Origin of the sequence: Euzebya sp. (assembly GCF_964222135.1) — a bacterium.
Lineage (GTDB): Bacteria > Actinomycetota > Nitriliruptoria > Euzebyales > Euzebyaceae > Euzebya.
Genome location: NZ_CAXQBR010000075.1, coordinates 45,480 through 72,357, shown reverse-complemented (window position 1 = coordinate 72,357; position 26,878 = coordinate 45,480). Strand labels below are relative to the sequence as shown.

At 74.2% G+C, this 26,878-nt stretch carries 27 protein-coding genes, 1 tRNA gene and 1 pseudogene; 20 read left to right on the top strand and 9 right to left on the bottom strand.

All coding sequences use genetic code 11. The features are described from left to right. Nucleotides 1-54: 54 nt before the first annotated feature. From ACEQ2X_RS16805 to ispF, 7 genes are all read left to right on the top strand, one after another. Nucleotides 55-930 carry an A/G-specific adenine glycosylase gene (locus ACEQ2X_RS16805; RefSeq protein WP_370326986.1) on the top strand — a complete coding sequence of 292 codons (876 nt, stop codon included), beginning with the start codon at nucleotides 55-57 and terminating at the stop codon, nucleotides 928-930. Nucleotides 931-976: 46 nt separating this feature from the next. Then, the gene (locus ACEQ2X_RS16800; RefSeq protein ID WP_370326985.1) at nucleotides 977-1,954 is read left to right on the top strand and encodes a YihY/virulence factor BrkB family protein; all 978 of its coding nucleotides are present in this window, start codon (nucleotides 977-979) and stop codon (nucleotides 1,952-1,954) included. A 114-nt stretch (nucleotides 1,955-2,068) separates the two neighbouring features. Then, the gene (nhaA, locus tag ACEQ2X_RS16795) at nucleotides 2,069-3,508 is read left to right on the top strand and encodes a Na+/H+ antiporter NhaA (protein WP_370326984.1); all 1,440 of its coding nucleotides are present in this window, start codon (nucleotides 2,069-2,071) and stop codon (nucleotides 3,506-3,508) included. 125 nt (nucleotides 3,509-3,633) lie between these two features. Further along, complete coding sequence (gene disA, locus ACEQ2X_RS16790) at nucleotides 3,634-4,671, top strand: DNA integrity scanning diadenylate cyclase DisA (RefSeq protein WP_370326983.1); 1,038 nt, start codon at nucleotides 3,634-3,636, stop codon at nucleotides 4,669-4,671. A gap of 164 nt (nucleotides 4,672-4,835) precedes the next feature. Then, a complete protein-coding gene (locus ACEQ2X_RS16785; protein WP_370326982.1) occupies nucleotides 4,836-5,318 on the top strand; it encodes a CarD family transcriptional regulator in 483 nt (160 codons plus the stop codon). Nucleotides 5,319-5,364: 46 nt separating this feature from the next. Then, on the top strand, nucleotides 5,365-6,465 hold the full coding sequence (locus ACEQ2X_RS16780) for a PIN/TRAM domain-containing protein (protein WP_370326981.1): 1,101 nt from the start codon (nucleotides 5,365-5,367) through the stop codon (nucleotides 6,463-6,465). Then, the gene (gene ispF / locus ACEQ2X_RS16775; protein ID WP_370326979.1) at nucleotides 6,462-6,977 is read left to right on the top strand and encodes a 2-C-methyl-D-erythritol 2,4-cyclodiphosphate synthase; all 516 of its coding nucleotides are present in this window, start codon (nucleotides 6,462-6,464) and stop codon (nucleotides 6,975-6,977) included. The genes ACEQ2X_RS16780 and ispF overlap by 4 nt, the downstream gene beginning before the upstream one ends. Here the strand turns inward: ispF and ACEQ2X_RS16770 are convergent. Beyond that, nucleotides 6,970-7,161, bottom strand: coding sequence for a hypothetical protein (locus ACEQ2X_RS16770; RefSeq protein WP_370326978.1), 192 nt, complete (start codon nucleotides 7,159-7,161; stop codon nucleotides 6,970-6,972). The genes ispF and ACEQ2X_RS16770 overlap by 8 nt on opposite strands. A 130-nt stretch (nucleotides 7,162-7,291) precedes the next feature. Here ACEQ2X_RS16770 and cysS point away from each other — a divergent pair, with 130 nt between their 5' ends. The 5 genes from cysS to pepN all read left to right on the top strand — a co-directional run bounded on the left by cysS (nucleotide 7,292) and on the right by pepN (nucleotide 13,334). Next, nucleotides 7,292-8,674, top strand: coding sequence for a cysteine--tRNA ligase (gene cysS, locus ACEQ2X_RS16765; RefSeq protein WP_370326977.1), 1,383 nt, complete (start codon nucleotides 7,292-7,294; stop codon nucleotides 8,672-8,674). After that, nucleotides 8,671-9,462 carry a 23S rRNA (guanosine(2251)-2'-O)-methyltransferase RlmB gene (gene rlmB, locus ACEQ2X_RS16760; protein ID WP_370326976.1) on the top strand — a complete coding sequence of 264 codons (792 nt, stop codon included), beginning with the start codon at nucleotides 8,671-8,673 and terminating at the stop codon, nucleotides 9,460-9,462. The genes cysS and rlmB overlap by 4 nt, the downstream gene beginning before the upstream one ends. A gap of 22 nt (nucleotides 9,463-9,484) precedes the next feature. Further along, a complete protein-coding gene (locus tag ACEQ2X_RS16755) occupies nucleotides 9,485-10,108 on the top strand; it encodes a sigma-70 family RNA polymerase sigma factor (RefSeq protein WP_370326975.1) in 624 nt (207 codons plus the stop codon). A gap of 64 nt (nucleotides 10,109-10,172) precedes the next feature. After that, nucleotides 10,173-10,733, top strand: coding sequence for a hypothetical protein (locus tag ACEQ2X_RS16750; RefSeq protein ID WP_370326974.1), 561 nt, complete (start codon nucleotides 10,173-10,175; stop codon nucleotides 10,731-10,733). 87 nt (nucleotides 10,734-10,820) lie between these two features. Then, on the top strand, nucleotides 10,821-13,334 hold the full coding sequence (gene pepN / locus ACEQ2X_RS16745; protein WP_370326973.1) for an aminopeptidase N: 2,514 nt from the start codon (nucleotides 10,821-10,823) through the stop codon (nucleotides 13,332-13,334). Between the two features lie 21 nt (nucleotides 13,335-13,355). Here pepN and ACEQ2X_RS16740 read toward each other — a convergent pair whose 3' ends face one another. From ACEQ2X_RS16740 to ACEQ2X_RS16730, 3 genes are read right to left on the bottom strand one after another with little or no spacing between them, the layout of a single operon-like run. Then, complete coding sequence (locus ACEQ2X_RS16740; RefSeq protein WP_370326972.1) at nucleotides 13,356-14,729, bottom strand: flavin monoamine oxidase family protein; 1,374 nt, start codon at nucleotides 14,727-14,729, stop codon at nucleotides 13,356-13,358. A 5-nt stretch (nucleotides 14,730-14,734) separates the two neighbouring features. After that, a complete protein-coding gene (locus ACEQ2X_RS16735; protein ID WP_370326971.1) occupies nucleotides 14,735-15,286 on the bottom strand; it encodes a LytR C-terminal domain-containing protein in 552 nt (183 codons plus the stop codon). A 14-nt stretch (nucleotides 15,287-15,300) separates the two neighbouring features. Continuing rightward, nucleotides 15,301-16,113, bottom strand: a complete 813-nt coding sequence (locus tag ACEQ2X_RS16730) for an SURF1 family protein (RefSeq protein WP_370326970.1) — start codon at nucleotides 16,111-16,113, stop codon at nucleotides 15,301-15,303. A gap of 24 nt (nucleotides 16,114-16,137) precedes the next feature. Here ACEQ2X_RS16730 and ACEQ2X_RS16725 point away from each other — a divergent pair, with 24 nt between their 5' ends. Together ACEQ2X_RS16725 and ACEQ2X_RS16720 are read left to right on the top strand one after the other, a co-directional pair. Next, the gene (locus ACEQ2X_RS16725) at nucleotides 16,138-17,007 is read left to right on the top strand and encodes an alpha/beta fold hydrolase (RefSeq protein ID WP_370326969.1); all 870 of its coding nucleotides are present in this window, start codon (nucleotides 16,138-16,140) and stop codon (nucleotides 17,005-17,007) included. A 191-nt stretch (nucleotides 17,008-17,198) separates the two neighbouring features. Next, a pseudogene (locus ACEQ2X_RS16720) lies at nucleotides 17,199-17,864 on the top strand (lysoplasmalogenase); the annotation flags it as partial. A 31-nt stretch (nucleotides 17,865-17,895) separates the two neighbouring features. Here ACEQ2X_RS16720 and ACEQ2X_RS16715 read toward each other — a convergent pair. Next, nucleotides 17,896-17,968: transfer RNA gene (locus tag ACEQ2X_RS16715), tRNA-Thr, on the bottom strand. 110 nt (nucleotides 17,969-18,078) lie between these two features. On the opposite strand from ACEQ2X_RS16715, the gene ACEQ2X_RS16710 reads away from it, so the two are divergent. Then, nucleotides 18,079-18,357 carry a DUF3263 domain-containing protein gene (locus tag ACEQ2X_RS16710; protein ID WP_370326968.1) on the top strand — a complete coding sequence of 93 codons (279 nt, stop codon included), beginning with the start codon at nucleotides 18,079-18,081 and terminating at the stop codon, nucleotides 18,355-18,357. A gap of 10 nt (nucleotides 18,358-18,367) precedes the next feature. After that, nucleotides 18,368-18,982 (top strand): LytR C-terminal domain-containing protein, encoded by a 615-nt coding sequence (locus ACEQ2X_RS16705; protein WP_370326967.1) that lies wholly within the window; start codon nucleotides 18,368-18,370, stop codon nucleotides 18,980-18,982. Here the strand turns inward: ACEQ2X_RS16705 and ACEQ2X_RS16700 are convergent. Further along, on the bottom strand, nucleotides 18,979-19,845 hold the full coding sequence (locus ACEQ2X_RS16700) for an HAD family phosphatase (RefSeq protein ID WP_370326966.1): 867 nt from the start codon (nucleotides 19,843-19,845) through the stop codon (nucleotides 18,979-18,981). The two genes, ACEQ2X_RS16705 and ACEQ2X_RS16700, sit on opposite strands and share 4 nt — an antisense overlap. A gap of 125 nt (nucleotides 19,846-19,970) precedes the next feature. Here ACEQ2X_RS16700 and ACEQ2X_RS16695 point away from each other — a divergent pair, with 125 nt between their 5' ends. The 4 genes from ACEQ2X_RS16695 to ACEQ2X_RS16680 all read left to right on the top strand — a co-directional run bounded on the left by ACEQ2X_RS16695 (nucleotide 19,971) and on the right by ACEQ2X_RS16680 (nucleotide 25,602). Further along, a complete protein-coding gene (locus tag ACEQ2X_RS16695; RefSeq protein WP_370326965.1) occupies nucleotides 19,971-21,221 on the top strand; it encodes an adenosylhomocysteinase in 1,251 nt (416 codons plus the stop codon). A gap of 40 nt (nucleotides 21,222-21,261) precedes the next feature. Beyond that, nucleotides 21,262-22,665 carry an AAA family ATPase gene (locus ACEQ2X_RS16690; protein ID WP_370326964.1) on the top strand — a complete coding sequence of 468 codons (1,404 nt, stop codon included), beginning with the start codon at nucleotides 21,262-21,264 and terminating at the stop codon, nucleotides 22,663-22,665. A gap of 10 nt (nucleotides 22,666-22,675) precedes the next feature. Continuing rightward, the gene (locus tag ACEQ2X_RS16685; RefSeq protein ID WP_370326963.1) at nucleotides 22,676-23,653 is read left to right on the top strand and encodes a hypothetical protein; all 978 of its coding nucleotides are present in this window, start codon (nucleotides 22,676-22,678) and stop codon (nucleotides 23,651-23,653) included. Nucleotides 23,654-23,721: 68 nt separating this feature from the next. Further along, nucleotides 23,722-25,602, top strand: a complete 1,881-nt coding sequence (locus tag ACEQ2X_RS16680) for a substrate-binding domain-containing protein (protein WP_370326962.1) — start codon at nucleotides 23,722-23,724, stop codon at nucleotides 25,600-25,602. Between the two features lie 96 nt (nucleotides 25,603-25,698). On the opposite strand, the gene ACEQ2X_RS16675 is transcribed toward ACEQ2X_RS16680, so the two are convergent. Genes ACEQ2X_RS16675 through ACEQ2X_RS16665 form a run of 3 tightly spaced genes read right to left on the bottom strand, consistent with a single transcriptional unit; the run spans nucleotide 25,699 to nucleotide 26,815 of the window. Further along, on the bottom strand, nucleotides 25,699-26,115 hold the full coding sequence (locus ACEQ2X_RS16675; RefSeq protein WP_370326961.1) for a hypothetical protein: 417 nt from the start codon (nucleotides 26,113-26,115) through the stop codon (nucleotides 25,699-25,701). A gap of 2 nt (nucleotides 26,116-26,117) precedes the next feature. Next, on the bottom strand, nucleotides 26,118-26,672 hold the full coding sequence (locus ACEQ2X_RS16670) for a PRC-barrel domain-containing protein (protein WP_370326960.1): 555 nt from the start codon (nucleotides 26,670-26,672) through the stop codon (nucleotides 26,118-26,120). After that, complete coding sequence (locus ACEQ2X_RS16665) at nucleotides 26,669-26,815, bottom strand: hypothetical protein (RefSeq protein WP_370326959.1); 147 nt, start codon at nucleotides 26,813-26,815, stop codon at nucleotides 26,669-26,671. The genes ACEQ2X_RS16670 and ACEQ2X_RS16665 overlap by 4 nt, the downstream gene beginning before the upstream one ends. Nucleotides 26,816-26,878 lie beyond the last annotated feature (63 nt).

Below are 26,878 nucleotides of genomic sequence, written 5' to 3'. Positions count from 1 at the left end.
TGGAGGCGGTGGCGGTCGCCGGGGCGGCCAGCACCGGTGTACCCGACGGGGGCCGTGGGGGACCTCGTGCGCGCTGACGCGGTCGCCGACCGGGTGCTGGCCTGGCACGACCCGGCCACGCGCCGCCTTCCGTGGCGGGCCGGCACGACGCCCTACGGGGTGCTGGTCAGCGAGATCATGGCCCAGCAGACCCAGGCCGAGCGCGCGGCGGCCGCCTGGACGGCCTTCATGCGCGCCTTCCCGACACCGGCCGCGCTGGCGGCCGCACCCGTCGCCGACGTCATCACCGCCTGGCAGGGGCTCGGCTACAACCGCCGCGCGGTCAACCTGCACCGCTGCGCCACCGCCCTCGTCGCCCACCACGGCGGGGAGGTGCCCGACGACCTCGAGGCGCTGCTCGCGCTGCCGGGGATCGGGCCGTACACCGCGCGAGCGGTCCTGGCGTTCGCCTTCGGGCGCGACGTCGTGGGAGTCGACACCAACGTCGCCCGGGTGCTGGCCCGCACCGCCGACCGGGTCCTCGGCCGCGCGGAGGCCCAGCGCATCGCCGACGACCTGGCCGGCACCGGGCGCGGAGCCGACCTCGCGTCCGCCCTGATGGACCTCGGGGCCGGCACCTGCACCGCACGGCGTCCACGCTGTGACACCTGCCCGCTCGCGGTCGTCTGCGGGTGGCGGGGCGGCCCCGGCCCGGACCCCGCCGCCGCGGGGGCGCACCGCCCAAGGGCCCAGGGGACGTGGACGGGCTCGAGCCGCCAGGCCCGGGGACGCCTGGTCGACGCGATGCGCGCCGGCCCGATCTCGCGCGGCGAGGCGGCCGCGCTCGCGGGCGAGCGCGGCCAGGCCGTCATCGACGCGCTCATCGCCGACGGGCTGGTCGAGGCGACGTCGGACGGGTTTGGCCTGGCCGGATGGACGGGCAGGGATTGACCCAGCAGCGGGCCGGACCGGCCCGGACCGCCGCCGGAGCAGGCCCATGTCCACCACGGAACGAGGTAGCGCCACGGGGTCGTGGTGGCGCCTCGGACGCGATGGCTGGCAGTCGGTCCTCGGTTCTGCCGCCCAGGAGTTCACGCGGGACGAGCTCCCCACCTTCGCGGGCCAGGTGACCCTGCGGATCGTCCTCGCGCTGGTGCCGTCCCTCATCGCCGGCGTCGCGATCGCCGCCCAGCTCGTGGACCCGGCCGACATCGAGGAGCTGGTCGGCTCCGCGGACGACCTGATCCCCGGCGAGAACGCCCAGGCGTTCGTCCAGACCCAGCTGCAGAACGCCCTCGGCGAGCTCCGGGACGGCGGTCCCTGGGCGATCGCCCTGTCCATCCTGGTCGGGCTCTTCGCGGCCACGGGGGCCGCCGCCGCCCTGATCAACGCGCTGAACAAGGCGTACGGGGTGGAGGAGGCGCGCGGGATCGTCAGCCAGCGGGTCGCCGCCCTCGTGGTCGTCGCCGCCCTCGGCCTCTCGCTGGCCGGCATGTTCATCGCGATCGTCCTCGGACCCACGCTGATCGGGTGGCTCGTCCCCGACCGGTTGATGGAGCCGCCCCTCCGCTGGCTGATCACCGCGGGCCGCTACGCCGTGGCCGTGGTCATCCTGATGGGCTTCTTCGGCTTCACGTTCTGGTTCGCGCCCCACCGCGAGCGCCACCGCATCCGCTTCCTCACCCCCGGCGCGGTCGTCGGCGTCATCGGCTGGCTCGTGCTCAGCTGGCTGTTCGGCCTCTACGTCACGTTCACGCGGACCTACGCCGAGACGTACGGCTCGGTGGCGGGGGTGATCGTGCTGCTCGTGTGGTTGAACTACTCCTTCATGCTGCTGCTGGCCGCTGCGGAGCTCGACCACGAGATCGAGCGCCACCTGGACCGGGCGGAGCAGGCCGACCCCGCACCCGCGGCCACGAGGACGAGGTTGCGCGCCGCGCGACGCGGCAAGATGGGGGCCGGCCGCTCGGGCTGACCCCGGCGCGACCCGCCCGGATGTGCGTACACAGCATGGCCCATGTGGGCCAAAGTCCGTAGTCCCCACGCAGCGTCATCTAATGTCGCGCCCCGTCGTGTCGACAACGCCTTCATGATCGACGCACCAGTGACCCCCGAGGAGACCCCACCGTTGGACACCGACGTCCACGCCACCGGCCCGGCCGGCCTCGGTGCGTCCCCCGACCGCGACCCCGCGGAGCGGCTGAACCGCTCCTTCGCCGACTCCGACCGCCTCGCCGCACGACGGGTCATCCGTCCCGTGCAGCACTTCCTGCACACCGAGGCCTCGGGCGGCATCGTCCTGGTCCTCGCGGCGGTCGTGGCGATCATCTGGGCGAACTCGCCCTTCGCCGAGAGCTACGAGGCGTTCATCCACCACCACATCACGATCGACTTCGGCTTCCTCACCCTGGACGAGCCGATCGAGCTGTGGATCAACGACCTCCTGATGGCGGTCTTCTTCTTCGTCGCCGGACTCGAGATCAAGCGCGAGCTGGTCCACGGCGACCTGCGCGACCCGCGGACCGCGGCCCTGCCGATCACCGCCGCCATGGGCGGCATGATCGTCCCGGCGGTCCTCTTCACCGTCTTCAACGCCGGCGGTGACGGCGCGGCCGGGTGGGGGATCCCCATGGCGACCGACATCGCCTTCGCGGTGGGCATCCTGACCCTCGTCGGCACCCGCGCCCCCGCCAGCCTCAAGGTCTTCCTGCTGACCCTGGCGATCGTGGACGACATCGGCGCGATCATCGTGATCGCGCTCTTCTACACGACCAGCCTGGACGCGGTCTGGCTGGGCGTCGCCGCCCTCGTCGTCCTCGCGATCGTCGGCCTGCAGCGCATCCAGGTGAACTCGATCGTGCCCTACATCGTCCTGGCCGGCGTGCTGTGGCTTGCCGTCTTCGAGTCCGGGATCCACGCCACGATCGCCGGCGTCGTGCTCGGCCTGCTGACCCCCGCCTACCCCTTCCACCCGCCGGAGGCCGTCACCGGGACCATCCACAACCGGCTGCAGCGCCTCCGGGCGCTCCCGGCGGACGGCCGCGCAGACGAGGACGAGCAGAACGAGCTCGAGGGCATCGCCCAGCTGTCCCGCGACGGCGTGTCGCCGCTCCGGATCTGGGAGCGCCGCCTGCACCCCTGGTCGGCCTTCGTGATCCTGCCGCTCTTCGCCCTCGCGAACGCCGGCGTGAACTTCGATGGCGTGTCGTTCGGGAGCCTCTTCAGCGAGGCGGTGCCCCTCGGCGTCATCGTCGGCCTCGTCGCCGGCAAGCCGATCGGCGTCATGCTCGCCGCGTTCATCGCGACGAAGTCCGGCCTCGCGCGCCTGCCCCGCGGCGTCGGCTGGCTCGAGATGGGTGGCGTCGGGCTGCTCGCCGGCGTCGGCTTCACCGTGTCGATCTTCATCTCCGGCCTGGCCTACGCCGACCCGCACCTCGTGGAGATGGCGAAGGTCGGCATCCTCACCGCATCGGTCACCGCCGGGATCCTGGGCTTCGCCGCCCTCGCCGCCCGCAAGACGACGCCGTAGGGCTTCGCTCCGCCCGACCAGGCTCCCTGCGCTCGCGGTCGGGCGGCCCTACGACACGCTGCGTATGATGAGGCGGGTCGACAGAGGGAGTGCCCGTGGCAGAGCGCGAGGGAACGATGTTGGACATGCTCCAACTCGTCGCGCCTGGAACGGTGCTCCGCGAGGGCATCGAGCGGATCATCAAGGCCGGCAAGGGCGCGATCATCGTGCTCGGGTACGACAAGCAGATGGAGGAGATGCGCTCCGGCGGCTTCCAGCTGAAGGCGAAGCTGACCGGCCAGCACCTCTCCGAGGTCGCGAAGATGGACGGCGCGATCCTGCTCGACGACGGGTGCGAGAACATCCTGTGGGCCAACGTCCACCTCGTGCCGGACTCGTCGGTCACGACCATGGAGACCGGGACCCGCCACCGCACCGCCGACCGCGTGGCGAAGCAGACCGGCACCCCCGTCATCAGCGTCAGCGAATCGATGCAGATCGTGTCGCTGTACTTCGGGGACGACAAGCACGTGCTCGAGGACCTCTCCCAGATCATGTTCCGGGCCAACCAGGCCCTCGCGACCCTGGAGCGGTACCGCAACCGCCTCGACGAGGTCTCCGCCGCCCTGTCGGCCCTCGAGATCGAGAACGTGGTGACCCTCGGCAACGTCGTCTCGGTGCTGCAGCGCGCCGAGCGCGTGCGGCGGATCGCCGAGGAGATCGAGCACGCCATCGCCGAGCTCGGCACCGAGGGGCGGCTGCTGCAGCTGCAGCTCGACGAGCTCCTCCACGGCGTCGAGTCCGAGCGCGAGATGGTCGTGCGCGACTACGTGGCCGACCGCCGCCGGAAGGACGACAAGGTCCTCGAGGCCCTGGCGCGGCTCAGCGACGCCGAGCTGCTCGAGCCCGGCAAGGTCGCGAAGGCGCTCGGGTACAGCCCGGCGGAGCAGGGCGACGAGCGCCCGGTCGCCGCGCGGGGGTACCGGTTGCTCAGCCGCATCCCACGGCTGCCCGACAGCATCGTCCAGAAGCTCGTCGACAAGTTCGGCAGCCTGGACCGGCTGCTCGACGCCACCCTCGAGGACCTGAACACCGTCGACGGGATCGGCGAAGCCCGGGCGCGGTCGATCAAGGAGGGGCTGGCCCGCCTCGCGGAGTCGTCCATCCTCGAGCGCTACGCCTAGTCCGCGGGGACGCCGGGACACCGCGAAACCGCAGGTCAGCGGCCCGGAACCCACCGGCCATGTGTGGTACAATGGGCAATCGCACTAGTCGGGGAGGGCCAGGGCATCGGCACCTCCTCCGAGCGTGCGTCACAGTCCACACGAATCGGACAGGGGAATTGCATATGACCTATTCCGTCGGCGACACCGTCGTCTACCCGCACCACGGGGCGGCCGTCATCGAGCGCGAGGAGACGCGCAAGCTGCTGGGGGAGGAACGGTCATACCTCGTCCTCCGACTCACCTACGGCGACCTGACGATCAAGGTCCCCGCGGACCAGACCGACGAGGTCGGGCTCCGCAACGTGTGCGACGACAAGGAGATCGCCAAGGTGATCGGGGTCCTCAAGACCCGCGGCGCCAAGGTCCCCACGAACTGGTCCCGTCGCTTCAAGGCGAACAACGAGAAGCTCAAGGGCGGGGACATCATGAAGGTCGCCGAGGTCGTCCGCGACCTGTCCCTGCGGGAGATGGACAAGGGGCTGTCCGCCGGGGAGAAGCGGATGCTGTCGAAGGCCCGCCAGGTCCTGGTCTCCGAGCTCGCCGCCTCGCTCGGGAAGTCCGACGAGGACGCCGAGGCGCACCTGGACGAGATCCTCAACTCCTAGCGGGGCCGCCCCCGCGATCGTGCACCCCGCCCGGTACGCTCGTCCGATGTCGACGGACTCCGACGAGATACCGGGCGGTGTTGCGTTCGTCGAGCTGATCCGGCTCGCGATCGTCATCCTCGGGGCGGGGCTCGCGCTCGAGATCGCGGGGACCTACGAGTTCGACGACACCGCCCGCCTGGTCCTGACCGCGCTCGGGGCCGGCGGGGGCTACGTCATCGGCGGGGTCCTGGGCCGCTTCGTGCAGGGTCGGATCTCGACGGCGGAGAGCCGGCTGCGCACCGTCTCGACCTCCGAGATCGTCGCGGGCGCCGGAGGGGGGGTGATCGGGCTGCTGCTCGGCGCGGCGGTGTCGTGGCCGGTCCTCCTGTTCGGCGGCAAGGCGTTCACCGTCCCGATCGCCGTCGCCGTCATCACCACGACCGGGTGGACGGGCTGGCGGCTCGGCCGCAGCCGCGCCTCTGACCTGCTGCGCTACCTGGGGGCGGGCGGGCGGATGCCGAGCGGGTCGCGGGCCGCGGGCGGCTCGTACAAGCTCGTCGACAGCTCGGCGCTGATCGACGGCCGACTCGTCGACGTGTGCCGCGGCGGGTGGATCGAGGGGGTCCTGCTGGTCCCGACGTTCGTCCTGTACGAGCTCCAGGGCCTGGCCGACGCCGCGGAGCCCGAGCGCCGTCGGCGCGGCCAGCGCGGGCTCGACAACCTCGCGGCGCTGCAGCAGCTCGCGTCGGTCGGCGTGGAGGTCCTGGAGGAGCACCCGCCGGGTGACGAGGTGGACCTCCAGCTGCTCGCGGTCGCCCGGTCCCGCGGCACGCCGCTGCTCACCACCGACGCGAACCTGGCGCGGGTCGCCGAGGTCCAGGGCCTGAAGGTCCGCAACCTCCACAGCCTCGCCGACAGCCTGCGACCCCCGGTGGTCCCCGGCGACACCCTCGAGGTGCGCATCGCCAAGGAGGGCCGCGAGCGCCACCAGGGCGTCGGGTACCTGCCGGACGGCACGATGGTCGTGGTCGAGCGGGCCGCGGACGCCATCGACGCGACGGTCGCCGTCGAGGTGACCAGCATCATGGCGAACGCCAACGGGCGGATGCTCTTCGCGACCCGGACGGACCGGCCACGGCCGGTCAGCCGGGGCTCCTCGGCGTGAGCGTGCGCATCGGCCAGGGGCTCGACGTCCACGCCTTCGACGTCCAGACCCCCGACGATGCGCACGCGGCTCGCCCGCTCGTGCTCGGTGGCGTGGTGGTCCCCGGTCCGCCCCTGGCGGGCCACAGCGACGCCGACGTGGTGCTCCACGCCCTGGTCGACGCGCTGCTGGGCGCGGCCGGTGCCGGTGACCTCGGGGGCCTCGTCGGGGTGGACCGCCCGGAGACCGCGGGCGCGGACAGCGCGACGTTCGTGCAGGCGGCGGTGGCCGAGCTCGGGGGCCGCGGGCTCGCGGTCGGCAACGTCGACCTGACCGTCGTCGCGCAGCGGCCGCGGCTCGCCGCGCACCGCGAGGCGATGGCCACCCGCATCGCCGGTCTGCTCGGCGTCGCCGAGGGCGCGGTCTCGGTCAAGGCGACCACGACGGATCGGCTGGGGGCCATCGGCCGGGGCGAGGGGATCGCCTGCGTCGCGGTCGCGCTGCTGGTGCCCGCCGACCCCGAGGTCAGCTGACGGCGAGCGCCAGCGCGCTGAGGGCGACCACCGCGACGAGCAGCCCGAAGGCGACGCGCTGCAGGCGCTGCCGGCGGTGGAAGTCCCGGGTGCTCTGCCCGTAGCGCTGGCGCTCGATGCGGCGCACGACGCGCTCGGTCCGGACGCGCTCGCGCACGGACTGGCGGTTCACCTGCTGGTGCATGCAGACCCCATCGGCCGCCGCCGGCCGCTCCTTGAGCCCTGACCCGCTGGGAGGCCGAGGGCACCGACATCAGACCGCGAGAGGGTAGCGCGCGGCGTGCGGTCGACCACCGCGTACGCTGCGACCTGCCATGCGCCTGTACAACACCTTGACCCGGGAGCTCGAGGACGTCCTGACCGACGACGTGCGGTCCGGCGACCGACCGTTCGGCATGTACGTCTGCGGCCCGACCGTGCAGGACGTCCCCCACTTCGGGCACGCGCGGGCCGCGCTGGTGCCGGACCTGCTGCGCCGGCTGGTCGAGCACCACGGGATCGAGGTCCTGCACGTCCGCAACATCACCGACGTCGAGGACAAGATCATCGACCGGGCCAACGCCGAGGGTCGGGACCCCGCCGCGGTCAGCGAGCAGTACGCGCGGGTCTACGAGGCGCAGATGCGCCGCCTCGGCGTCCTCGAGCCGCACATCGTCCCGCGCGCGACGGGCCACATCATCGAGATGATCGAGCTGATCGGCGAGCTGGTCGAGCGCGGCTACGCCTACGCGGTCGACGGGGACACCCCCGGCCAGGACGTCCTGTTCCGGGTGCGCGCCTTCGAGGGCGACGGCACGCTCAGCGGCCGCAACCTCGACGACATGCTGGCCGGCGCGCGCGTCGAGCCGGACCCGCGGAAGGAGGACCCGGCCGACTTCACCCTGTGGAAGGCGGCCAAGCCGGGGGAGCCGAGCTGGGCGTCCCCCTGGGGGCCCGGCAGGCCGGGCTGGCACATCGAGTGCTCGGCCATGGCGCGGAAGTACCTGGACGGCCACCTCGACGTCCACACCGGCGGCAGCGACCTGATCTTCCCGCACCACGAGAACGAGATCGCCCAGTCCGAGGCGGCGACCGGCGAGCGCTTCGCCCGCCTGTGGCTGCACAACGGGATGCTCAACATCGACGGCGAGAAGATGTCGAAGTCCCTCGGCAACTTCATCACGCTGTCCGATGCGCTCGACACCTACGGCGGGGCGGTCCTGCGCCTGTACTTCCTGCAGCACCACTACCGCTCGATCGCCCAGTTCAGCCCCGACCGCCTGGAGGAGGTGCAGGCCGCGTGGCGGCGCCTGACGACCTTCGCGGCGAGCGCACCCGATGGCGGGGACGCGGACGAGGCCGTCCTCGATCGGGCCGTCGACGCGCTCGGTGACGACCTCGACACCCCCGAGCTGTCGAGCGTGCTGTTCGGCGTCGTCAGGGACGGCAACGCCGCGCTGTCCGGCGGGGACGCCGCTGCGGCGGCCACCGCGCGGGCGACCGCGATCGCGATCTGCCGCCTCGTCGGGCTGGACCCGGTCCAGCACGCCGGGGACGGACCGGACGTCGCGCCGCTCGTCGAGGTGCTGCTCGAGCTCAGGGCCCAGGCGCGACAGGACCGGGACTTCGCCACGTCCGATCGCATCCGCGACGCCCTGACCGCCGGTGGCATCGTGGTGGAGGACTCCCGGGACGGCGCCCGCTGGCGGCTCGCGTGAGCAGGCCGCGCAGGGGCGGACGACCGCAGCGCGGCGGCGGTGCCGACGACGAGCCCGCGCTCGAGGTCATCCCTGGTCGCCAGCCGGTCGCGGAGGCGCTGCGCGCCGGGCGCGCCCTCCGGTGGGTCGTGGTCGATCGGCGCGGCGGCGGGACCCTCGACGACCTGGCGGAGCAGGCCCGCCAGGCGGGCCTGGACGTCCGTGCCGCCACCCGCGACGAGCTCGATGCCATGGCGGGGGAGGTGCGCCACCAGGGCGTCGTCGCCGTCGCCGAGCCGTTCGCGTACGCCGACCTGGCCGACGTCGCCGGCGCGGATCTCGTCGTGGTCGTCGACGGGGTGACCGACCCCCGCAACCTCGGGGCGATCGTGCGCGTCAGCGAGCAGGCCGGGGCCGGCGGTGTGGTCATCCGCGACAAGCGGGCGGCAGGACCGTCCCCCGCGGCGGAGAAGGCCAGCGCTGGCGCGCTGTCCTGGCTGCCGGTGGTCCGCGTCACGAACATCGCCCGGGCCCTCGCGACGCTGCGCGACGCCGGCCTGTGGACCCTCGGCCTGGCGGGCGAGGCCGAGTGGACGGTGTGGGACGCCCCCCTCATGGACGAGCGGGTGGCGCTGGTCGTGGGGGAGGAGGGCCGAGGCCTGTCGCGGCTCGTCGCCGAGCAGGCGGACGCGCTGGTCGCCATCCCGATGGCGGGGCGGCTCGACTCGCTGAACGCCTCGACGGCCACCGCGGTCGCCGCCTTCGAGTGGCGGCGCCGCCACCTGGCGCGGGCCGCCGCGACTGGCTGAGCCGCGTAGGGTTGCCCGAGTGATGGACGCACCCGCGCAGTCCGGTGTGCGCGACGAGGAGCTGGTCGTGCGCGCCCGGCGCGGCGACGGGGTCGCACTCGACGCCCTCCTCGTCCGCTACCGGCCGGTGGTCCGGGCGCGAGCCCGGCGCTACCACCTCGCCGGCGCGGACCGCGACGACGTGGTCCAGGAGGGGATGGTCGGGCTGTACAAGGCCATCCGGGACTTCGCGCCCGACGGGGTCGATGGGCGCCCGGCGTCGTTCCGCACCTTCGCCGAGCTCTGCGTCGTCCGCCAGATCCTGACCGCGGTGCGGGCGGCGACCCGGGACAAGCACCTGCTGCTCAACGCCGCGGTGCCCCTCCACCCCGACCTGCCCCTCCCCGCGGACCGGCCCGGGTCGGGCGATCCCGCGGAGGACCTGATCCGACGGGCCGAGGCGGAGGTCGTGGGCAGGGTCGTCCGCCAGCTGCTGAGCGACCTCGAGGTGGCCGTCCTGGCCGGTCTGGCGGACGGGCACCGGTACGCCGAGATCGCCGAGGCGCTGGGGGTGACCGACAAGGCCATCGACAACGCCAGGCAGCGGATCCGGCGCAAGCTGGACGGTCCCCTCCGCCACGCGCGCGCCCGCGACCACGCTGCGTGATCCCGCGTTGACGTCATGTCATCGACCATCGACCGGCGGTGGACGCCGGCGGTACGGTGAGGTCGTGCGCGACGACGACCTCACCGCGGTGCTCGACCGGCTGGACCGCATCGCGCGGGCGCTCGACGTCGGGTGCACCAGCCTCGGCCACACCTACCGGGACGAGGTCGCGCGGGTCCTCCTCGAGACGTGCTGGGAGGGGATCGCCCTGGCGCACGGGCTGACGCTCGAGGTGGCCTACCACGACCTGTTCGGCGACATCGACGCGCTCTGCGCGGTGTGGGCGCAGGTCGCGGAGCAGACCGCGCAGGTGCACGCGGTTGAGCCGGCCGCCCGCGACGCCGTGGACACCTGCCGCACCACCGCCGCCGCGGTGGAGGCGCTCCGCGCGGGCGCCAGCGCCGTCGACGACGCCCAGCTGCAGGTGACCGCGCGCCCGCGCGACCGCCACGCCGCACGGGACGCCACGATCGCGATCCGCCGGCTGGAGGCGACGGCCGACTGCCTCTTCGTCGATGCGCTCGCCGACGACCGCCACGGCCGACTCGACGCCGCCATGGCGGTGCTCACCACCGTCGCGGCCCGTGCGGCCCGCGAGCGCGCCGCGGTCGCCCGCCGGGGCTGATGCGCCGGGGCTGGTCCGGCGAGGGCGACGGGGGTCCCGGCCGACTAGCCTTCCGGCGCCGCCCATCGCAGCCCCAGGGGAGGCGCAGTGACCGCCACGAACCTCACGCGTGAGGACGCCCGAGCCCGCGCGGCGTCGATCTCCGACGTCGCCTACCACGTCGAGCTCGACGTCGCCGACGGGGACCCGTCGACGTTCGGATCCACGACCCGGGTCACCTTCACCGCCCGCGAGGGCGCGGCCACGTTCCTCGACCTCGACGCGGTGGCGGTGGAGTCGGTCACCGTCGACGGCGTCGACGTGCCGGTCCGCCACGAGCGCGGGCAGCTGCACCTCACCGACCTCGCCGAGCGCAACGAGGTCGTGGTCACCGCCCGCTGCCCGTACAGCACGGCGGGGGCGGGTCTGCACCGCTTCGTCGACCCGGTCGACGACCAGGTCTTCCTCTACACCCAGTTCGAGCCCTTCGAGGCCCACCGCGTCTTCGCGTGCTTCGACCAGCCCGACCTGAAGGCGACGTTCGAGCTCGCCGTCCACGCGCCGGCCGGGTGGGAGGTCGTGTCCAACGGCACCGTCACCGACCGCCCCGACGCGGGTGAGGCAGGCCGGTGGACCTTCGAGCGGACCCCGCCCCTCCCCACCTACATCACCGCGGTGGTCGCGGGGCCCTACCACCGCGTCACCGCCGAGCACCGCGGCATCCCGCTCGGGGTCTACTGCCGACGCTCCCTCGCCGAGCACCTCGACCCCGACGAGGTCCTCGAGCTGACCCGCCAGGGTCTGGACTGGTTCGCCGCGACCTTCGACCGGCCCTACCCCTTCGGCAAGTACGACCAGCTGTTCGTGCCGGAGTTCAACTTCGGCGCGATGGAGAACCCGGGCTGCGTGACGTTCAGCGAGCGCTACGTCTTCCGGTCGCGGGTCACGAACGCCGCGAGGCTGTCCAGGGCCAACACGATCCTCCACGAGATGGCCCACATGTGGTTCGGCGACCTCGTCACCATGCGCTGGTGGGACGACCTGTGGCTGAACGAGTCCTTCGCGACGTTCATCGCCCACACCGCCGTCGCCGAGGCCACCCGCTTCGGCGAGGACTCCTGGGCGGACTTCGCCCACTCCGTGAAGGCCTGGGCGTACGCCCAGGACCAGCTCCCCTCCACCCACCCGATCGTGGCGGACGCCGTCGACACCCAGTCGGTCATGGCCAACTTCGACGGCATCACCTACGCGAAGGGCGCGAGCGTTCTGAAGCAGCTCCACGCCTGGGTCGGCGCGGACCCCTTCGTCGAGGGGCTGCGCAGCTACTTCGACGCCCACGAGTGGGACAACGCGACGCTCGCGGACTTCCTGGCCGCGCTCGAGGGCCCGTCCGGTCGTGACCTGACCCCGTGGGCGGCGACGTGGCTGCAGACGGCGGGCGTGGCGACCATCGCCGCGACCATCGAGACCGGACCGGACGACGTGATGACGTCGGTGACGATCACCCAGGACGCGCCGGCGGACCACCCCACCCTCCGCCCGCACCGCCTGCGCATCGGCCTGTACGACACCGGCCCCGACGGCCTGGTCCGCACCGACGTGGTCGAGACCGACGTCGACGGCGCCGCGACGGTCGTCGACGCGCTGGCGGGTCGACCACGTCCCGCGCTCCTGCTCGTCAACGACGACGACCTGGCGTACGCGAAGGTCCGCCTCGACGAGCGCTCGGTGCAGACCCTCGAAGCCGGCCTCGGCACGCTCCAGGGCAGCGTCGCGCGCGCGGTGTGCTGGAGCTCGCTGTGGGACGCCACCCGCGACGCCGAGCTGGCCGCGCGGCGCTTCGCCGAGCTGGTCGCCCACCACGGTCCCGTGGAGACCGACATCAGCGTGATGCAGACCCTGCTCCGCCAGGCCACCGCGTGCGCGGACCGCTACGGCGCACCGGAGAACCGCGACGCGATGCGCGCGGCCCTCGCCGACCTCGCCCGCGGCCAGCTCGGCGAGGCCGAGCCCGGCTCGGACGCCCAGCTGGTGTGGGTCCGCACGCTGGTGGCGACGCGGACCGACCCGGCCTTCGGCGCGGGGCTGCTCGACGGGTCGACGACCCTCGAGGGGCTCGCCGTCGACCACGACCTGCGCTGGTACGTCCTCGGGCACCTGGCAGCCGGCGGCCACGTCGACGCCGCGGCGATCGACGCCGAGCTCGAGCGCGACCCCACCGACGTCGGTCGCCGCGGTGCCGCGGCGGCGCGTGCGGCGCGACCGCTGGCCGAGGCGAAGGCGGCGGCATGGGAGACCGCCCTCGACCGCTCCACCACCCTGCACACGCGCCGGGCGATCCTGAGCGGGTTCTGGCAGGTCGAGCAGCAGGAGCTGCTGGCGGAGTACGCGGAGGGCCGCTGGGTGGACGCGCTCGCCGACCTGTGGGCCCACGCGAACGTCGAGGAGGCGCTCACCATGACCGAGGCGCTCTACCCCTCCGCCATCGTCGACGACGCCGTCGTGGCCGCTGCCGACCGGGCCCTGGCATCCGACCTGCCCGCCGTCGCCGGGCGCACGGTGTCGGAGAGCCGCGACGCGACCCTCCGCGCCCTCCGGGCCCGGGCGGCCGACCGCAGCTGAGCGGCGGGCACCCGCGCCGGTTCAGCGGGTCGCCAGGACCTCCGCCGCCGCCCGACGGCCCGACTCGACCGCGGCGTCGAGGGTCCCCGGGCGCGTGCCCGTGTGGTCGCCGGCGACGTGCCCCAGGCCGATCGGCTGGGCCAGGGCGGCGCGGGTGCCCCACGTGGCCGGGGAGTGCCCCGGGCGGCCGCCGAGCGCCCACGGCTCGTCGTGCCCCGCGCCCGTCACCGCGGGCCGGGCGGCGGCGAACGGCGCGGCGGGCATGCAGGCGTCGACAGCGGCCTTGACGGCGCCCACGGCCTCGGCGAGCGCGACCAGCCGGACGGCCTGGCCGCCGACGGCACCCGCCACCAGCAGCCCCGGTCCCCCCTCGCGCTGAGCCGCGGACTCAGCCGTCGTGCCGACCACCCCGTCGCCGAGCAGGCGGCCGGACAGGTCCTCGTCGCGCCACGACGGGGCCTCGTAGACCAGCAGGACGCGGGTCTCACGCCCGGTCGGGAGCGCCGCGAACCTCGCCGTCGCGTCCGGGTCGCCCAGGTCCAGGGTCGCGGCCACCGGGGCGGGCACCGCCAGCACGACGCGGTCGGCGCGCGTCTGCCCGCGGCTGTGGGTGACGATCGCGCCGCCGGGCCCCTGGCTGATCGCCGTCACCGCGTGGTTCGTGCGCACCGGCGCGGCGAGCGCGTCGGCCAGCGCCGACACGAGGACGTCCATCCCGCCCTCGACGGTCCGGGGCTCGGCGTCCGTGGACGTCCCGTCGGCGTCGGGGGCGGGCGCGAGCGCGGTCCCGACGAAGCCCGCGGACAGGTCGCTGAGGTCGTGGCCGACCAGGTCGCGGACCTGCGCGTCGAGGAGGCGGACCACCCGGGGATCGGGGTCCAGGGCGCGGAGCGCGGCGGGCACGGCGACGTCGACGACGTCCGGGTCGGCGTAGCGGACCAGCACCTCCCTGGCGGTGGCCAGCGCGGTCGCCTCGTCCGGGGACAGCGCGCCGGGGGCCCTGGTGGGGAGGCTGCCGAGGCAGACGACGTCGTCCAGGCCGGTCCGCGGACCCGCGTCGACCAGGGGGACGCGGACCTCCTCGGCCAGGCGGAGGACCGCTGCGTGGTCGGCGGCGATGCGGTCGGCGCCCGCCTCCATCCACGCGTCGGCCGGCAGGGGCCCGCCGCGGAGCGTGTGCACGCGCCCACCGACCCGTGCGGAGGCCTCCAGCACCTCCACCTGCCACCCACCCCGTTCGAGGTCGAAGGCCGCGGTCAGCCCCGCGAGGCCGGCGCCCACCACCACGGCCTGTCGACGGTCGACCTGGCGCTCCCGCGGCGGCGGTCCGGTGCACGCCGCCGCCCCGAGCGCGGCGAGGCCCCCCAGCACCGCACGTCGGCTGGTGCGCGCCACCCGGCTCAGAAGTCCGGGCCGACCAGGACGTGGATGTCGACGCCGTCGGACAGGCCCTGGTTCGCCTCGACGACCTGGAACCGCGGGTCCCGGGCGCGGAGCCCCTCGGCCTGCGGCTGGTTGCCGTCGGTGAAGTAGACCGTGGTGCGCTCGACGTCGCGCGACGAGCTCTGCCGCGCGACGATGTCGTAGCCGATCTGCTCGAGGGCGGACACGACCGCGTCGACCCTGGCCTGCCCGCCGCCGGCGTCGAGCACCTGGACCGAGGTCTCCGCCGGGGGTGCCGCGGCGGCGATCAGCTCCTCCGGGTCGACGGTGGGCGGCGCCGTCGGGGTGGCGCTGGCGGCCGTCGGGGTCGGGGTCGGGGTCGCGGCGGCCGCGGCGTCCTCGCTCGCGCTGGCCTCCGCCGCCGCCCGCTCGGCGGCGAGCGACGTGGCGTCGGGCCGCGCCTCGATGTCGAGGGCCCAGTTCAACCCGACGTACAGCGCCACCAGGAGGCTGCCCACGAAGATGAGGCGGGCGGCGTTCAGCGACAGCAGTCTCAGGAGGTTCTCCACGGCGAACCGCGAGGCTACTGCGAAACCCCGGATCGCTCGACGCGGCCGCCCGGCCGGGCGTCGTCCCCGTCGGGCGCGTCGGCTGGGTCCGGGGGCGGGCCGGCGCCGTCACCGGGCGCGGTGCCCGCGGCGTCCTGCAGCCGGCGGCGCAGGAGGAGGGGGTAGCCGATCAGGCCGACGGCGGCGAAGACGACCCACTGGACGGCGTAGGACAGGTGGTTGCCGGCATCGAGGCTGACCGGGCCGGCGGGCAGCGGCAGGTCGCCCGCGGTGCGGGCCTCCTCGTCGACCCGTTCGAGGTACGCGGTGGTGACCAGGTCGTCCACCTGCCCGCTCAGGCGCGCCAGGTCGACGCTGCTGACGAGCTCCGCGACGTCGCCGCCCGGCGGCAGGACCTGCCGAGCCGTGGTCGGCGGCTGGAGCCGGCCCTCCACCGCCACCTCGCCCGCCGGCGGCAGCGGCATCGGGCTGTCGAGCGGCATCCAGCCGCGGTTGACCACCAGCGTGCGGCCGTCGGCCAGCGCGAGCGGCGTCAGCACCTCATAGCCCGGCCGGTCCGCGTTCGATCGCGGGCTCAGCTGGACCTGCCCGTCGGCCAGGTAGGTCCCGGTGGCCGTCGTCGGGCGGTGCGCGACGTCCTCGGCCCCGAGGGCCTCGTCGAGCGGCACCGGCGCGCCGGCCAGCGCGGCCTCGGTCCGGGCGATCTCATCCTGGCGCTCGGCGTGCCGGTCGAGCTGCCACAGCCCGAGGTTCACGAACAGCACCACGATCGCGATCACGATGAGGTGCGTGACGATCCACCCCGGGCGCAGCAGCATGCGGGCCATGGCGTCCACTGTAGGTTTCGCCCGGTGCCGCCACCACCGCCCCCGCCGATCCGCACGCACCGCGTCGAGGTCGAGCCCGGGCGGGCGCTGAGCGTCCGCGAGCGGCCCGGCGACCGCCGCCCGTTCCTCCTCGTCCACGGGCTCGCGTCCAACGCGCGGCTGTGGGACGGGGTCTCGGCGGTGCTCGCCGCGGCGGGCCACCGGGTCGTCGCGGTGGACCAGCGCGGGCACGGCGAGAGCGATCGGGCCGCGACGGGCTACCGGTACCCGGAGGTGACCGGCGACCTCGTCGCGCTGGTCGAGGCGATGGACCTCGGCACCCCGGTCCTCGTCGGCCAGTCCTGGGGCGGGAACGTCGTGATCCACGCCGGGGCCGCCCACCCCGACCGGTGGCACGCGATCGCCGCGGTCGACGGCGGCACCATCGCCATCGGCGACCGGTTCGCCGACCCCCAGGAGGCCTGGGAGGCGCTGCGTCCGCCGCCGCTCGCCGGTCGCCCGGCCACCGAGGTCCGGGACATGATCGCCGCGGGGGTCGCCGGGTGGCCGGACGGGGCGCTCGAGGCGCAGATGGGCAACTTCCTCGAGCTCGAGGACGGCACGGTCCGGCCGCGTCTGGCGCTGGCCGACCACCGCCAGATCGTCGAGGCGATGCACGCGGCGGACCCGAGCGGCGTCTTCGGTGACGTGGAGGCCCCGGTGCTGCTGCTCCCGGTCCGCGGCGAGGGGGCCTGGGGGGCGGAGAAGGCGGCGGCCGTCGACGCGGCGCTGGCCGTCCTGCCCCGCGGTCGGGTCCACTGGTTCGACGGCGCGCACGACGTCCACCTCCAGCAGCCCGACGCGGTGGCCGAGGCCCTCCTGGCACTGGCGGCGGATCCCGTCGACGAGGTGTGACGCACCCGTCACACGGGTTTTGCATGCCGATCGACGGAAGGGGTCTACTCTGGGCCCGGTCGTGCTCCCTCCCTCCATAGGGCACGACCTCTGGTGTGGCCCTGCGCTATCGGCTCGGCGCGGGGCCACACCGTCCCCCTCCCCCTCCGGATGGCGGCACCTGGTGGCTCCGCACGCGCTGATCGGCGAGGATGCGCCCGATGGGATCCGGCGGTGCGCGTCGCCCCGCGACCGCCGTCTACGCCGCGGTCGCGGTGCTCGACGCCGCGCTCGCGGCCCGAGGTCCCACGGCCCGGCCGGTGCGACGGGTCACCAAGCCGCTGTTGATGCCGGTGCTGCACCTCGCGACGCGCCCCCGCGCCCGGCGGCGGGCCGTCGCCCGCGCCACGGCTGTCGCCCAGCTGCTGTCCTGGGCCGGCGACCTCGCGCTGCTGGGGGAGGGGCGGACCCCCTTCCTCGCCGGGGTCGGGTCCTTCGCGGGCGCCCACGTCGGCTACGTCGCGGCCTTCCGGTCCGTCCGCGACCCCGCGGCGTCCTGGCGGGAGCCCGGGCCCGTGGCCGCGGCCGGCACCTGGGTCCTGCTCGCGCCGGCGCTGGCCGCCGCGGCCGGTCGGGACGACCCCGAGCTGCGCCTGCCCGTGGCCGGCTACGCGGGGATCATCTGCACGATGGTGGCCGCCTCGACGGTCCTCGACCGCCACCTGCCCCGGCGGACCCGCGGCGAGATCGTCGCGGGCACCGCCCTGTTCCTGCTCAGCGACTCCCTCATCGGGGTGCAGCGGTTCCTGCGCCGCGCCCCCTCCCCGCTCCTCGAGGGCGCCGTCATGGCGACCTACACCGCAGGCCAGTGGTGCATCGCCGACGGGCTCCGGAGGGTCGCGGACGCGGAGCCGGGACGGGGAATCGAACCCCGGACATTCGCTTTACAAGAGCGACGCTCTGCCAACTGAGCTATCCCGGCGGGTGGCCGTCAGGGTAGCGGCGGGCCGCCCCCGGCGTGCGGCGGTTCCGCGGCCCGGGCGGGGGTGGTGCGTACGATCGCGCCGTCCACCCCCGAGGAGCTGAGGTGCTGTGCCCAGGCGAGAGCTGAGCGACCGCGACCGCGCGGTGCTCGACTTCGAGCGCGACTGGACCGCCCACCAGGGCGGCAAGCTCGCGGCGATCGCCGCGACCTTCGGGTTCTCGCCCACCCGCTACTACCAGGTCCTCGCCGAGTTGGTGGACTCACCCGCCGCCGAGCGCCACGACCCCCTGCTGGTCCGCCGCCTCCGCCGTCGCCGCCGCGCCCGCCACGCGCGGACGACCGCACCCGGACTGACGGACCACCGTGGCCGCGGGCAGACGAAGTAGGGTCACGGCGATGGACTCCTACGAGCAGGACGACTACGGGCCGGCGCCGACGCAGTCGTCGATCGCCGCGCCCCTCATCCGCGCCCTGCTGTTCGCCGCGCTGGCGTTCCTCATCTACTGGATCGTCTTCGGCAGCATGGGCGACGGCGAGGAGGTGACGGCCCTCGACGGCACCGAGACGCCGCAGGACACCACCCCGCTGGTGACCGGGAGCGAGATCCCCCTCGAGACCCTGCCCACCGGCCCGGTCACGGAGGCGCCGGGCCTTCCCGGCGGCACCGAGGGGCCGTCCGCCGCCCCGGCCGGGACCGAGACACCCGGCGCCGCGGGCGGCCAGGTCGGTGCGGGCACGTCGGTGCAGGTGATCGCCGGGGCGAACACCACCGCGGAGCAGTTCGACGCGGCCGTGCAAGCGCTCACCGAGCTCGGCTACGACGTGACCGAGTCCGGCGTCTCGCCGAACCCCTACCCCCAGACCACCGTGTTCCCGAGCCCCGGTCAGGACGCCGCCGCCCAGGCGCTGGTCTCCGCCGACGAGCGCTTCACCACGGTGGGGGAGAACCCCGGCACCCTGACCGAGCAGATCCAGATCCACGTCCTCGTGGGCGAGGACTGGCCCAGCTAGCCACGGCTCCGCAGGTCGGGACGGAGCCGGCGGGCGGCCAGGACCGCGTCGATCGCGTCGGCCACGCCGTCGCCGTTCCGCCCGGGGACGCGCACGCAGCCGGCCCCCTCCTCCCCGTGGCCGTTCGCCACGATGACGTAGGTCCCCACCTCGCCCGCCATCGTCAGGTCCTCGACGGAGTCGCCGACCGCCAGCGCCTGGTCGCGGGTCAGTCGGCGCTCGGCGAGGTCCTCGGCCAGCGCCGCCGCCTTCCCCGTCCCCCGCGCGACGAGGTGGTAGGCGTGCACGTCCGCGCGGCCCTCCCAGCCGCCCGCGCGCCCGTTGTCGAGCACGTGTGCCCAGCCCAGGCCCGCGGCCTCGAGCGCCGCGTCCGCCGCGGCGACGTCGATCCGGCCGTGCAGCAGGTGCCCGCCCTCGCGGCCGGCGTCCCAGGGCTCGAACGGACGGATGTCCCCGTCGAACGCCGCGAGCAGGACGTCGAGCGCCCCCGCGACGCGCAGCGCCTCCCGCGGGGTGTCGGCCAGGTCCCGGGGGCACCCGCCCCAGCGGTGGTGCTGGGCGCCGCCGCGGATGACCACCGTGCCCACCTCCGCGATCGCCCCGTCCAGCCCGAGCAGCCGCGCGTCGTGGCGCAGGTCCGCCGCCCGGCGGCCGCTGACGGCGACGACCGCGATCCCCTCCTCCGCCGCGGCCACCAGCGCGCCCGCCGCCCGCAGGCTCGGCCGGCCGTCCGCGTCGCGCAGCACCGACCCGCCGCGCCCGAGGAGGGTGCCGTCGAGGTCGGTGTAGACCACCTCCACGGGCGGGAGGGCGACCAGGTGGTCGATCAGCGGGTCGACGGCGTCGGAGGCGAGCTCGGGCATGGGGACGAGCGTCGCACACGCGTCCGCACACGTCGGGGCCCGCCCGCACCCGGACCTGCGCGCTGTCGTCGGTGTCCGGCACACTGCCGGTCGCCCGCCCCGACCGCCACCTGACTGGAGCTCCCGTGTCCGACGCCGCCGACCGATCCCGCATCGCCGACCTCGGCCTGGCGCCCGGGGGGCGGCGGGCGATCGAGTGGGCGCGGCGGCACTCACCCGTGGTGGACACCTACCTGCGCGAGCGCCTCGCCGACGGGGCGCTGGACGGCCGTCGGGTCGCGCTGGTGGTCCACCTGGAGGCGAAGACGGCGCTGCTCGCCACGGTCCTCGCGGACGCCGGTGCCGAGGTCGTCGTCGCCGGGTCAAACCCGCTGTCGACCAAGGACGAGGTCGCCGCGGCCCTGGTCGACCGGGGGATCGAGGTCCACTCGACCCGGGCGAGCGGCTACGCGGTGTGGGAGGAGGACCTGCTGGCCGTGGCGGACTCCCGCCCCGAGCTCGTGATCGACGACGGGGCCGAGCTGACCACCCGCATGGCCCGCCACCGCCCGGAGGCCTACGCGGGCCTGGTCGGGGTCACCGAGCAGACGACCACCGGCGTGGCGCGGCTGCGGGCCCTGGCCGACGCCGGTCGGCTCCCGTTCCCGGCGATGGCGGCCAACGACGCGGCCTGCAAGCACCTCTTCGACAACCGCTACGGGACGGGCCAGTCGACGGTGCAGGCGATCATGGGCCTCACCAACATGCTGGTCGCCGGCATGACCGTCGCCGTCGTCGGCTACGGCTGGGTCGGCAGGGGTCTGGCCACCTACCTCCGGGCGCTCGGCGCGACCCCGGTGGTGGTCGAGATCGACCCGGTGAAGGCCCTCGAGGCGTTCATGGACGGCCACAGCGTCGCCACCGCCGTCGAGGCGCTGCCGACCGCCGACCTGGTCATCACCGCCACCGGCGGGCTGCGGGCGATCGGGGCCCGCCACCTCGACCTGCTCGCCGACGGGGTGATCCTCGCCAACGCCGGCCACCACGACCTCGAGGTCGACGTCGAGGCCCTGGCCGGCGCGGCGGTCGAGGTGGTCGAGGTCCGCGAGGGCATCGAGCGCTACGAGCTCCCCGACGGCCGCGGGGTGCACGTCCTCGCCGGCGGGGCGCTGGTGAACATCGCCGGCGGACTGGGCCACCCGATCGAGATCATGGACCTGTCCTTCGCCGTCCAGGGCGTGGGCTGCCACGAGCTCGCACGCGGCGGCTACGAGCCGGGGGTGCACGTGATCTCGCCGGCACTGGACCGCGAGATCGCCGCCGCGAAGCTCGCGGCGCACGGCCTGTCGGTCGACGAGCTGTCCGCGGACCAGCGGGACGTGCCGCACGGGCTGTGACCCCTCACCTCCCCGGCGCGTGGTGCAGACTGGGGCCGCTGTGACCGACACCCTGCGCGCCCCCGTCCGTGAGTTCGTCGCCGGCGTCTCCCCCGCCCTCGAGGAGCTCGGCTCGAAGGACCCCCAGGCCGACGTGGTCGCGGAGGCCTACGAGATCGTCGGCGCCATGATCGACGCCGACGGGGCGCACTCGGACACCGAGCTGTGGGCCCTGATCGGTGCGTTCAGCGGGTTGATGGACACCCACATCCACCACGCCACCCCTGCGGCGCTTCGCGGAATGGGGATGATGGCCGGCAAGCGGGTCTTCATCGACAAGCCGTCGCTGATGTTCGACACGCTGGTCGCAGCGGACCGGGCCAAGCAGACCAACCACGCCTGGACCTACTACGTCCACGCCCTCCGCCTGGCCCACCACGTCGTGGCCCTCGACAGCGTCACCCAGCACGTCGAGCTGCAGGCCATCGAGCGGTTCCGCCGCACCCTCCTCACCGCGATCACGTCCGCCGGGCTGCCCCGCGGCCCGAGGGCGCAGGGACCGCCGCCGAACCCCACCCTCGCCGCGCAGGAGGCGACGGCCGACGCCGACGCCGACGCCGAGGCGGCGCTCGAGGAGCTGCCGCCGCCACGGCCGCTCGAGGAGCTCCTCGCCGAGCTCGACGAGCTGGTCGGCCTCGACCCGGTCAAGTCCGAGGTGCGCCTGGTCACCAACCTGATCCAGGTCCAGAAGCTGCGGGCGGAGAAGGGTCTGAAGGTCTCGGACTCGAGCCGCCACCTGGTCTTCACCGGCAACCCGGGCACCGGGAAGACGACCGTCGCCCGGCTGATCGCCCAGATCTACCGCACCCTCGAGGTCGTGCCGCGCGGGCACCTGGTCGAGACCGACCGCTCGGGTCTGGTCGCGGGCTTCGTCGGGCAGACGGCGACGAACGTGGTCAAGGTCTTCGACGCGGCCCGCGGCGGGGTGCTGCTGATCGACGAGGCCTACTCGCTCGTGCGCGGTGGCGAGAAGGACTTCGGTCGCGAGGCGATCGACGCGATCGTCAAGCTGGTCGAGGACCGCCGGGACGACACGGTCGTGATCATGGCCGGCTACCCCGACGAGATGGTCCAGCTGATGGACTCGAACCCCGGGCTGCGGTCGCGGTTCCCCCAGACGATCCACTTCCCCGACTACACCACCGACGAGCTGGTCGCGATCGCCGACCTGATCGCCGACGGCAACGAGTACCACTTCGACGACGACGCCCGGGCGCGCCTGGCCGAGCTGATCGACGACGTGCCCCGCGACCGGGGCTTCGGCAACGGCCGGCTGGCCCGCAACGTCTTCGAGGCGGCCGTGGCCCGCCACGCCAGCCGGGTGGTCACCCTCGACCAGCCCACCGCGGAGGTCCTGCAGACCCTCACCACCGAGGACCTGCCCGACCGGATCGCGACGTCATGAGGGTCGGCACGTGAGCGCGGTCAAGACGATCCTGGCGCTGGTCCTCGCCGTCGGGCTGGTGGGCGGGGCCCTGTACGTCCGGAGCGAGTTCATCGAGTCCGACGAGCCGGTCGCCGCACCCTCGACGGGTCCCACGGCCGCGACCGGCAGCGGGGGAGGGGAGGGGGACGCCGAGCTCGCGGTCGCGTGCGACGAGGTCCTCGGCCAGGCCTGCCCGGCGGGGTCGGACGCGCTGGACCTCGCCGAGCTGCTCGACGCCTTCACGACCGCCCCGGTCACCTACGACGCCCTGGTGGCGCCGCTCGCCGTCGTCGAGATGATCGAGCAGTCCCAGCGGAGCCGCGCCACCTTCGGTGAGGACCGCGACGTGCTCGCGACCTCGCCGCTGGTCCTGGTGACCGCCGTCGCCCGCGACGAGCTGGTCGCCGACGCCTGCGGAGCCGAGATCACCTGGGCCTGCGCGGCCGAGCTGCTCCGCACCGGGGACCTCCGCGGCGGGTTCGCGAGCTTCGACGGCAGCACCGAGGCGCTCACCGGCCTGGGAGCGCTGGCCGGCGGGTTGTTCGGCGGGTCCGCGTACAGCCTCGCGGACCTGCAGGGGACGGCGTACGTCAGCTGGGTCGACGGGGTGCTGGGCCAGTCGGTGCGCACCGGTGACCCCGTCAGCCAGCTGATCCTCACCGGCGGGGCGCAGAACGACACCGCGGTCGCGCTCGAGGCCACCGCGCTGCCGGCCGTGCGCGGCTCGACCCGCGACAACGCGAACCTGGCCTGGCCGACCCCGGTCGCCCACCTGCCCGTGGTGGCCGTCGGGGTCGACGGGGCTGACGTCGGGGATCTCGGCGAGCGCACCGCGCAGGCCCTCCTCGACGCCGGGTGGCGCGGGCCGGACGGCGCGCCGGTGGCGGACGGCCCGCCCGCCCCGCCGGATGACGACGGGCTGCCGAGCGGCGGCACCCTCTTCGCGCTCCGCGAACGGCTGCCCTGACCCGGCTGGGCCGGGCTGCACTACCCTGTCGCCGAGAGGTCGGATCGGCTGAGGGGTTCGGTGTGGTTGTGGCTCGGTGGCGTGCGCTCGGGGTGCGGGTGGTGCTGGCGCTGGTGGTCGCGGCGTGCACGCCCAGCGCCGACGGCGGGGGGGAGACCCTCGACGGCGGTGACGGTCGAGGGGAGGGGGACCTGACCCAGGGCGGTCTGGCGCAGGCGGACCCCGGGGGGTGCACCACGGTCGACATGGCGGTGTCGAGTGAGAAGATCGACCTGCTCACGGACCTGGCGAACGAGTTCAACGGCTCCGACGAGTCCCAGGACGTCGAGGCGATCGGCGGCGGGTGCATCTTCGTCCGGCCCCAGACCAAGGCGTCGGGCCTGGCGGCCGACCTGCTCGCGACCGGTTGGGACACCGACCTCGAGGGGCCCCTGCCGGTGATCTGGTCGCCGGCCTCCGCCGCGTGGGGGCAGGTGCTGAACCAGCGCCTGATCGACGCCGGCGAGACGCCGTACGTCCCGGAGGACTACGCGCCGTTCATGCTGAGCCCGCTGGTCATCGCCATGCCGCAGCCGATGGCCGAGGCGCTCGGGCACCCCGACGAGCCGATCGGGTGGAACACGATCCTCGAGCTGTCCCGCGACCCGCAGGGCTGGGCGGCCTACGGCCACCCCGAGTGGGGGCCGTTCCGGCTGGGGAAGACGAACCCCAACTTCTCCACCTCCGGCCTGTCGGCGCTGATCGCCCAGTACTACGCGCTGGTCGACAAGACCCAGGACCTCACCGGTGAGGACATCTCGCGGGCCGACGTGCTGGAGGGCGCGGCCAGCATCGAGTCCGCCGTCGTCCACTACGGGGACACGACGCTGACGTTCCTCAACAACTGGTACCGCAACGACCAGCGCGGGACGGCGCTGACCTACGCCTCGGCGGTGGCCGTCGAGGAGGTCAGCCTGATCAACTACAACCGCGGCAACCCCGACGGCGTGCTCGAGCCGGGGGAGGAGGTCGTCGAGCCGCGGACGCCGCTGGTCGCCATCTACCCCGAGGAGGGGACGCTGTTCAGCGACAACCCGTTCTTCATCCTCTCCGACGCCGAGTGGGTCTCTGACGAGCAGGCCGCGGCGGCGCAGATCTTCACCGACTTCGTCCAGCAGCCCGAGAACCAGGAGCGCGTCCTCGAGTTCGGGTTCCGCCCCGGGAACATCGAGGTGCCGATCGCCGACCCGGTGGTGCCGGAGAACGGCGTCGACCCGGCGCAGCCGACCACCACGCTCTCCACGCCCGACTCCGACGTGATGGTGGACCTGATCGCCCAGTGGTCGGAGACCCGCAAGCCGGCGCAGGTGCTGCTGGTCCTCGACGTCTCGGGGTCGATGGCGGACTTCGCGGCGTCGGGCAGCCGGGAGACCAAGCTCGACCTGGCGATCTCGGCGGCCACCACCGCCCTCGATGAGTTCATCGACGCCGACGTGGTGGGTCTGCGGATCTTCTCCACGGACCTGGGTGTCGACCCCGACACGGGGGAGCCGCTCGACCACCTCGACCTGGTCCCCCTCGCGCCGATCGGGCAGAACGAGCAGGCGCTGCGGGATGCCCTCAGCGGGTTGCTGCCGGTGGCGGGCACCCCGCTGTACACCGTCACCCAGGACAGCTTCACCGACATGGCCGAGCAGTTCGACCCGGACAAGATCAACGCCATCGTCCTGTTGAGCGACGGCCAGAACGACGACCCCCGCAACGACGACCGCGCGGCGATGCTCGAGGTGCTGTCCCAGGCCCAGGGCGAGAACGCGACGCAGATCCGCATCTTCCCGATCCGCTACGGCCAGGACGCCGACACGAGCGACCTCGAGCTGATCGCCGAGGCCACCGACGCCGTCGTCTACGACTCCTCCGACCCCCGCTCCATCGACCAGGTCTTCACCGCCGTCATCTCCACCTTCTAGCCGGTGAGCGGGGCGAAGCCCTTCGCTCACCGGAACGGGGATGAGCGCGGCGAAGCCGCACGACGCCCTGCACCCCGGCGCAGCCGGGGAGGGCCGTCAGGCCCTGGAGATGACGACCGCGTAGGAGCCGATGCCGAGGAGGGTCCGGTCGAAGGTCTGGTCGCCGGCGACGACCTGGATGACCCGCCCGTCGTCGTCGATGACCAGGTCGCTGACCGTCCCGTGCTCGCGACCGCCGTCGTCGAGCAGTCGCGCGCCGTAGGCGTCGGCGTCGGTCGGCGCGTCGACGTCCTGCTCGATGACCGTCGCGGCGCGTGGCAGCGTCACCGCGTCCGGGCCGATGCCGATGATCTCGGAGAAGGCGACCACGCCGCTGACGGCGCCCTTGACCTCGAGGGCGATGACCGACGGGCCGCTCGGGTCGATCCTGACGCCGCGGACCCGGCCGATCGTCTCGGCGGTCGCGGTGTCGACGACCTTCCGCTTGCGGAGGGACTTCAGGCTGGTGGCCACGATCAGGCCCCTCTCAGGCGCTCGCGGAACGTGTCGACCGACGCCCCGAAGCCCGACAGGTCGCGTGCCAGGAACTCCATCGCCTCGTCGGGCACGACCAGGCGACCGCCTGTGACCGACAGGGTGTCGGGCAGCGGGATGAACCGTGGTTCGCCGCCGTCAGACGGTTCGACCTCGTAGCCCACGACGTCGAGCACCTCCGGCTCGAGGCGCAGGACGGCGTCGGTCACGGTGCCGACGACGGTGCCCGAGCGGGTGAGGACCTCGTCGCCCACCACGTCACCGTCGACGGGGTCGCGGCCCTCCCGCGTCAGCGCCTCGACGTCGGCGACGATGATCGCGTCCGGTCCGAAGCCGTGGACGCCGGCCCAGGGCAGCCACTCCGCCATCGGCCCGCTGAACAGCCCCCGCCCGGCGAGGGTGAACCCGCGGACGTTGCCGGTGCGGTCGAACAGGACGTCGCGGACCTGCGCCACCGCGTCACCGCCCAGGGTCACGACCGGCATGCCGGTGACGTCCATCGCGTGGATCAGGAGGGCATCGCGCGCGGCGGTCACGTCGCCTCACCGTCGCCAGGCGCCTGCGGGTTCGCGACGACCTTCAGCCCGCCCCGCCGGCGTCGCCGCTGGACCCACAGCACGGCGAGGACCAGCACCAGGACCGCCACGACGACGAGGATCGCGATCGTGGTCACGTCCATCTCCGACCCTCCTCAGGTGTGTGGTGCCGCGCGAGCGATGTGGGTCGACCCTGCCCGGATGGC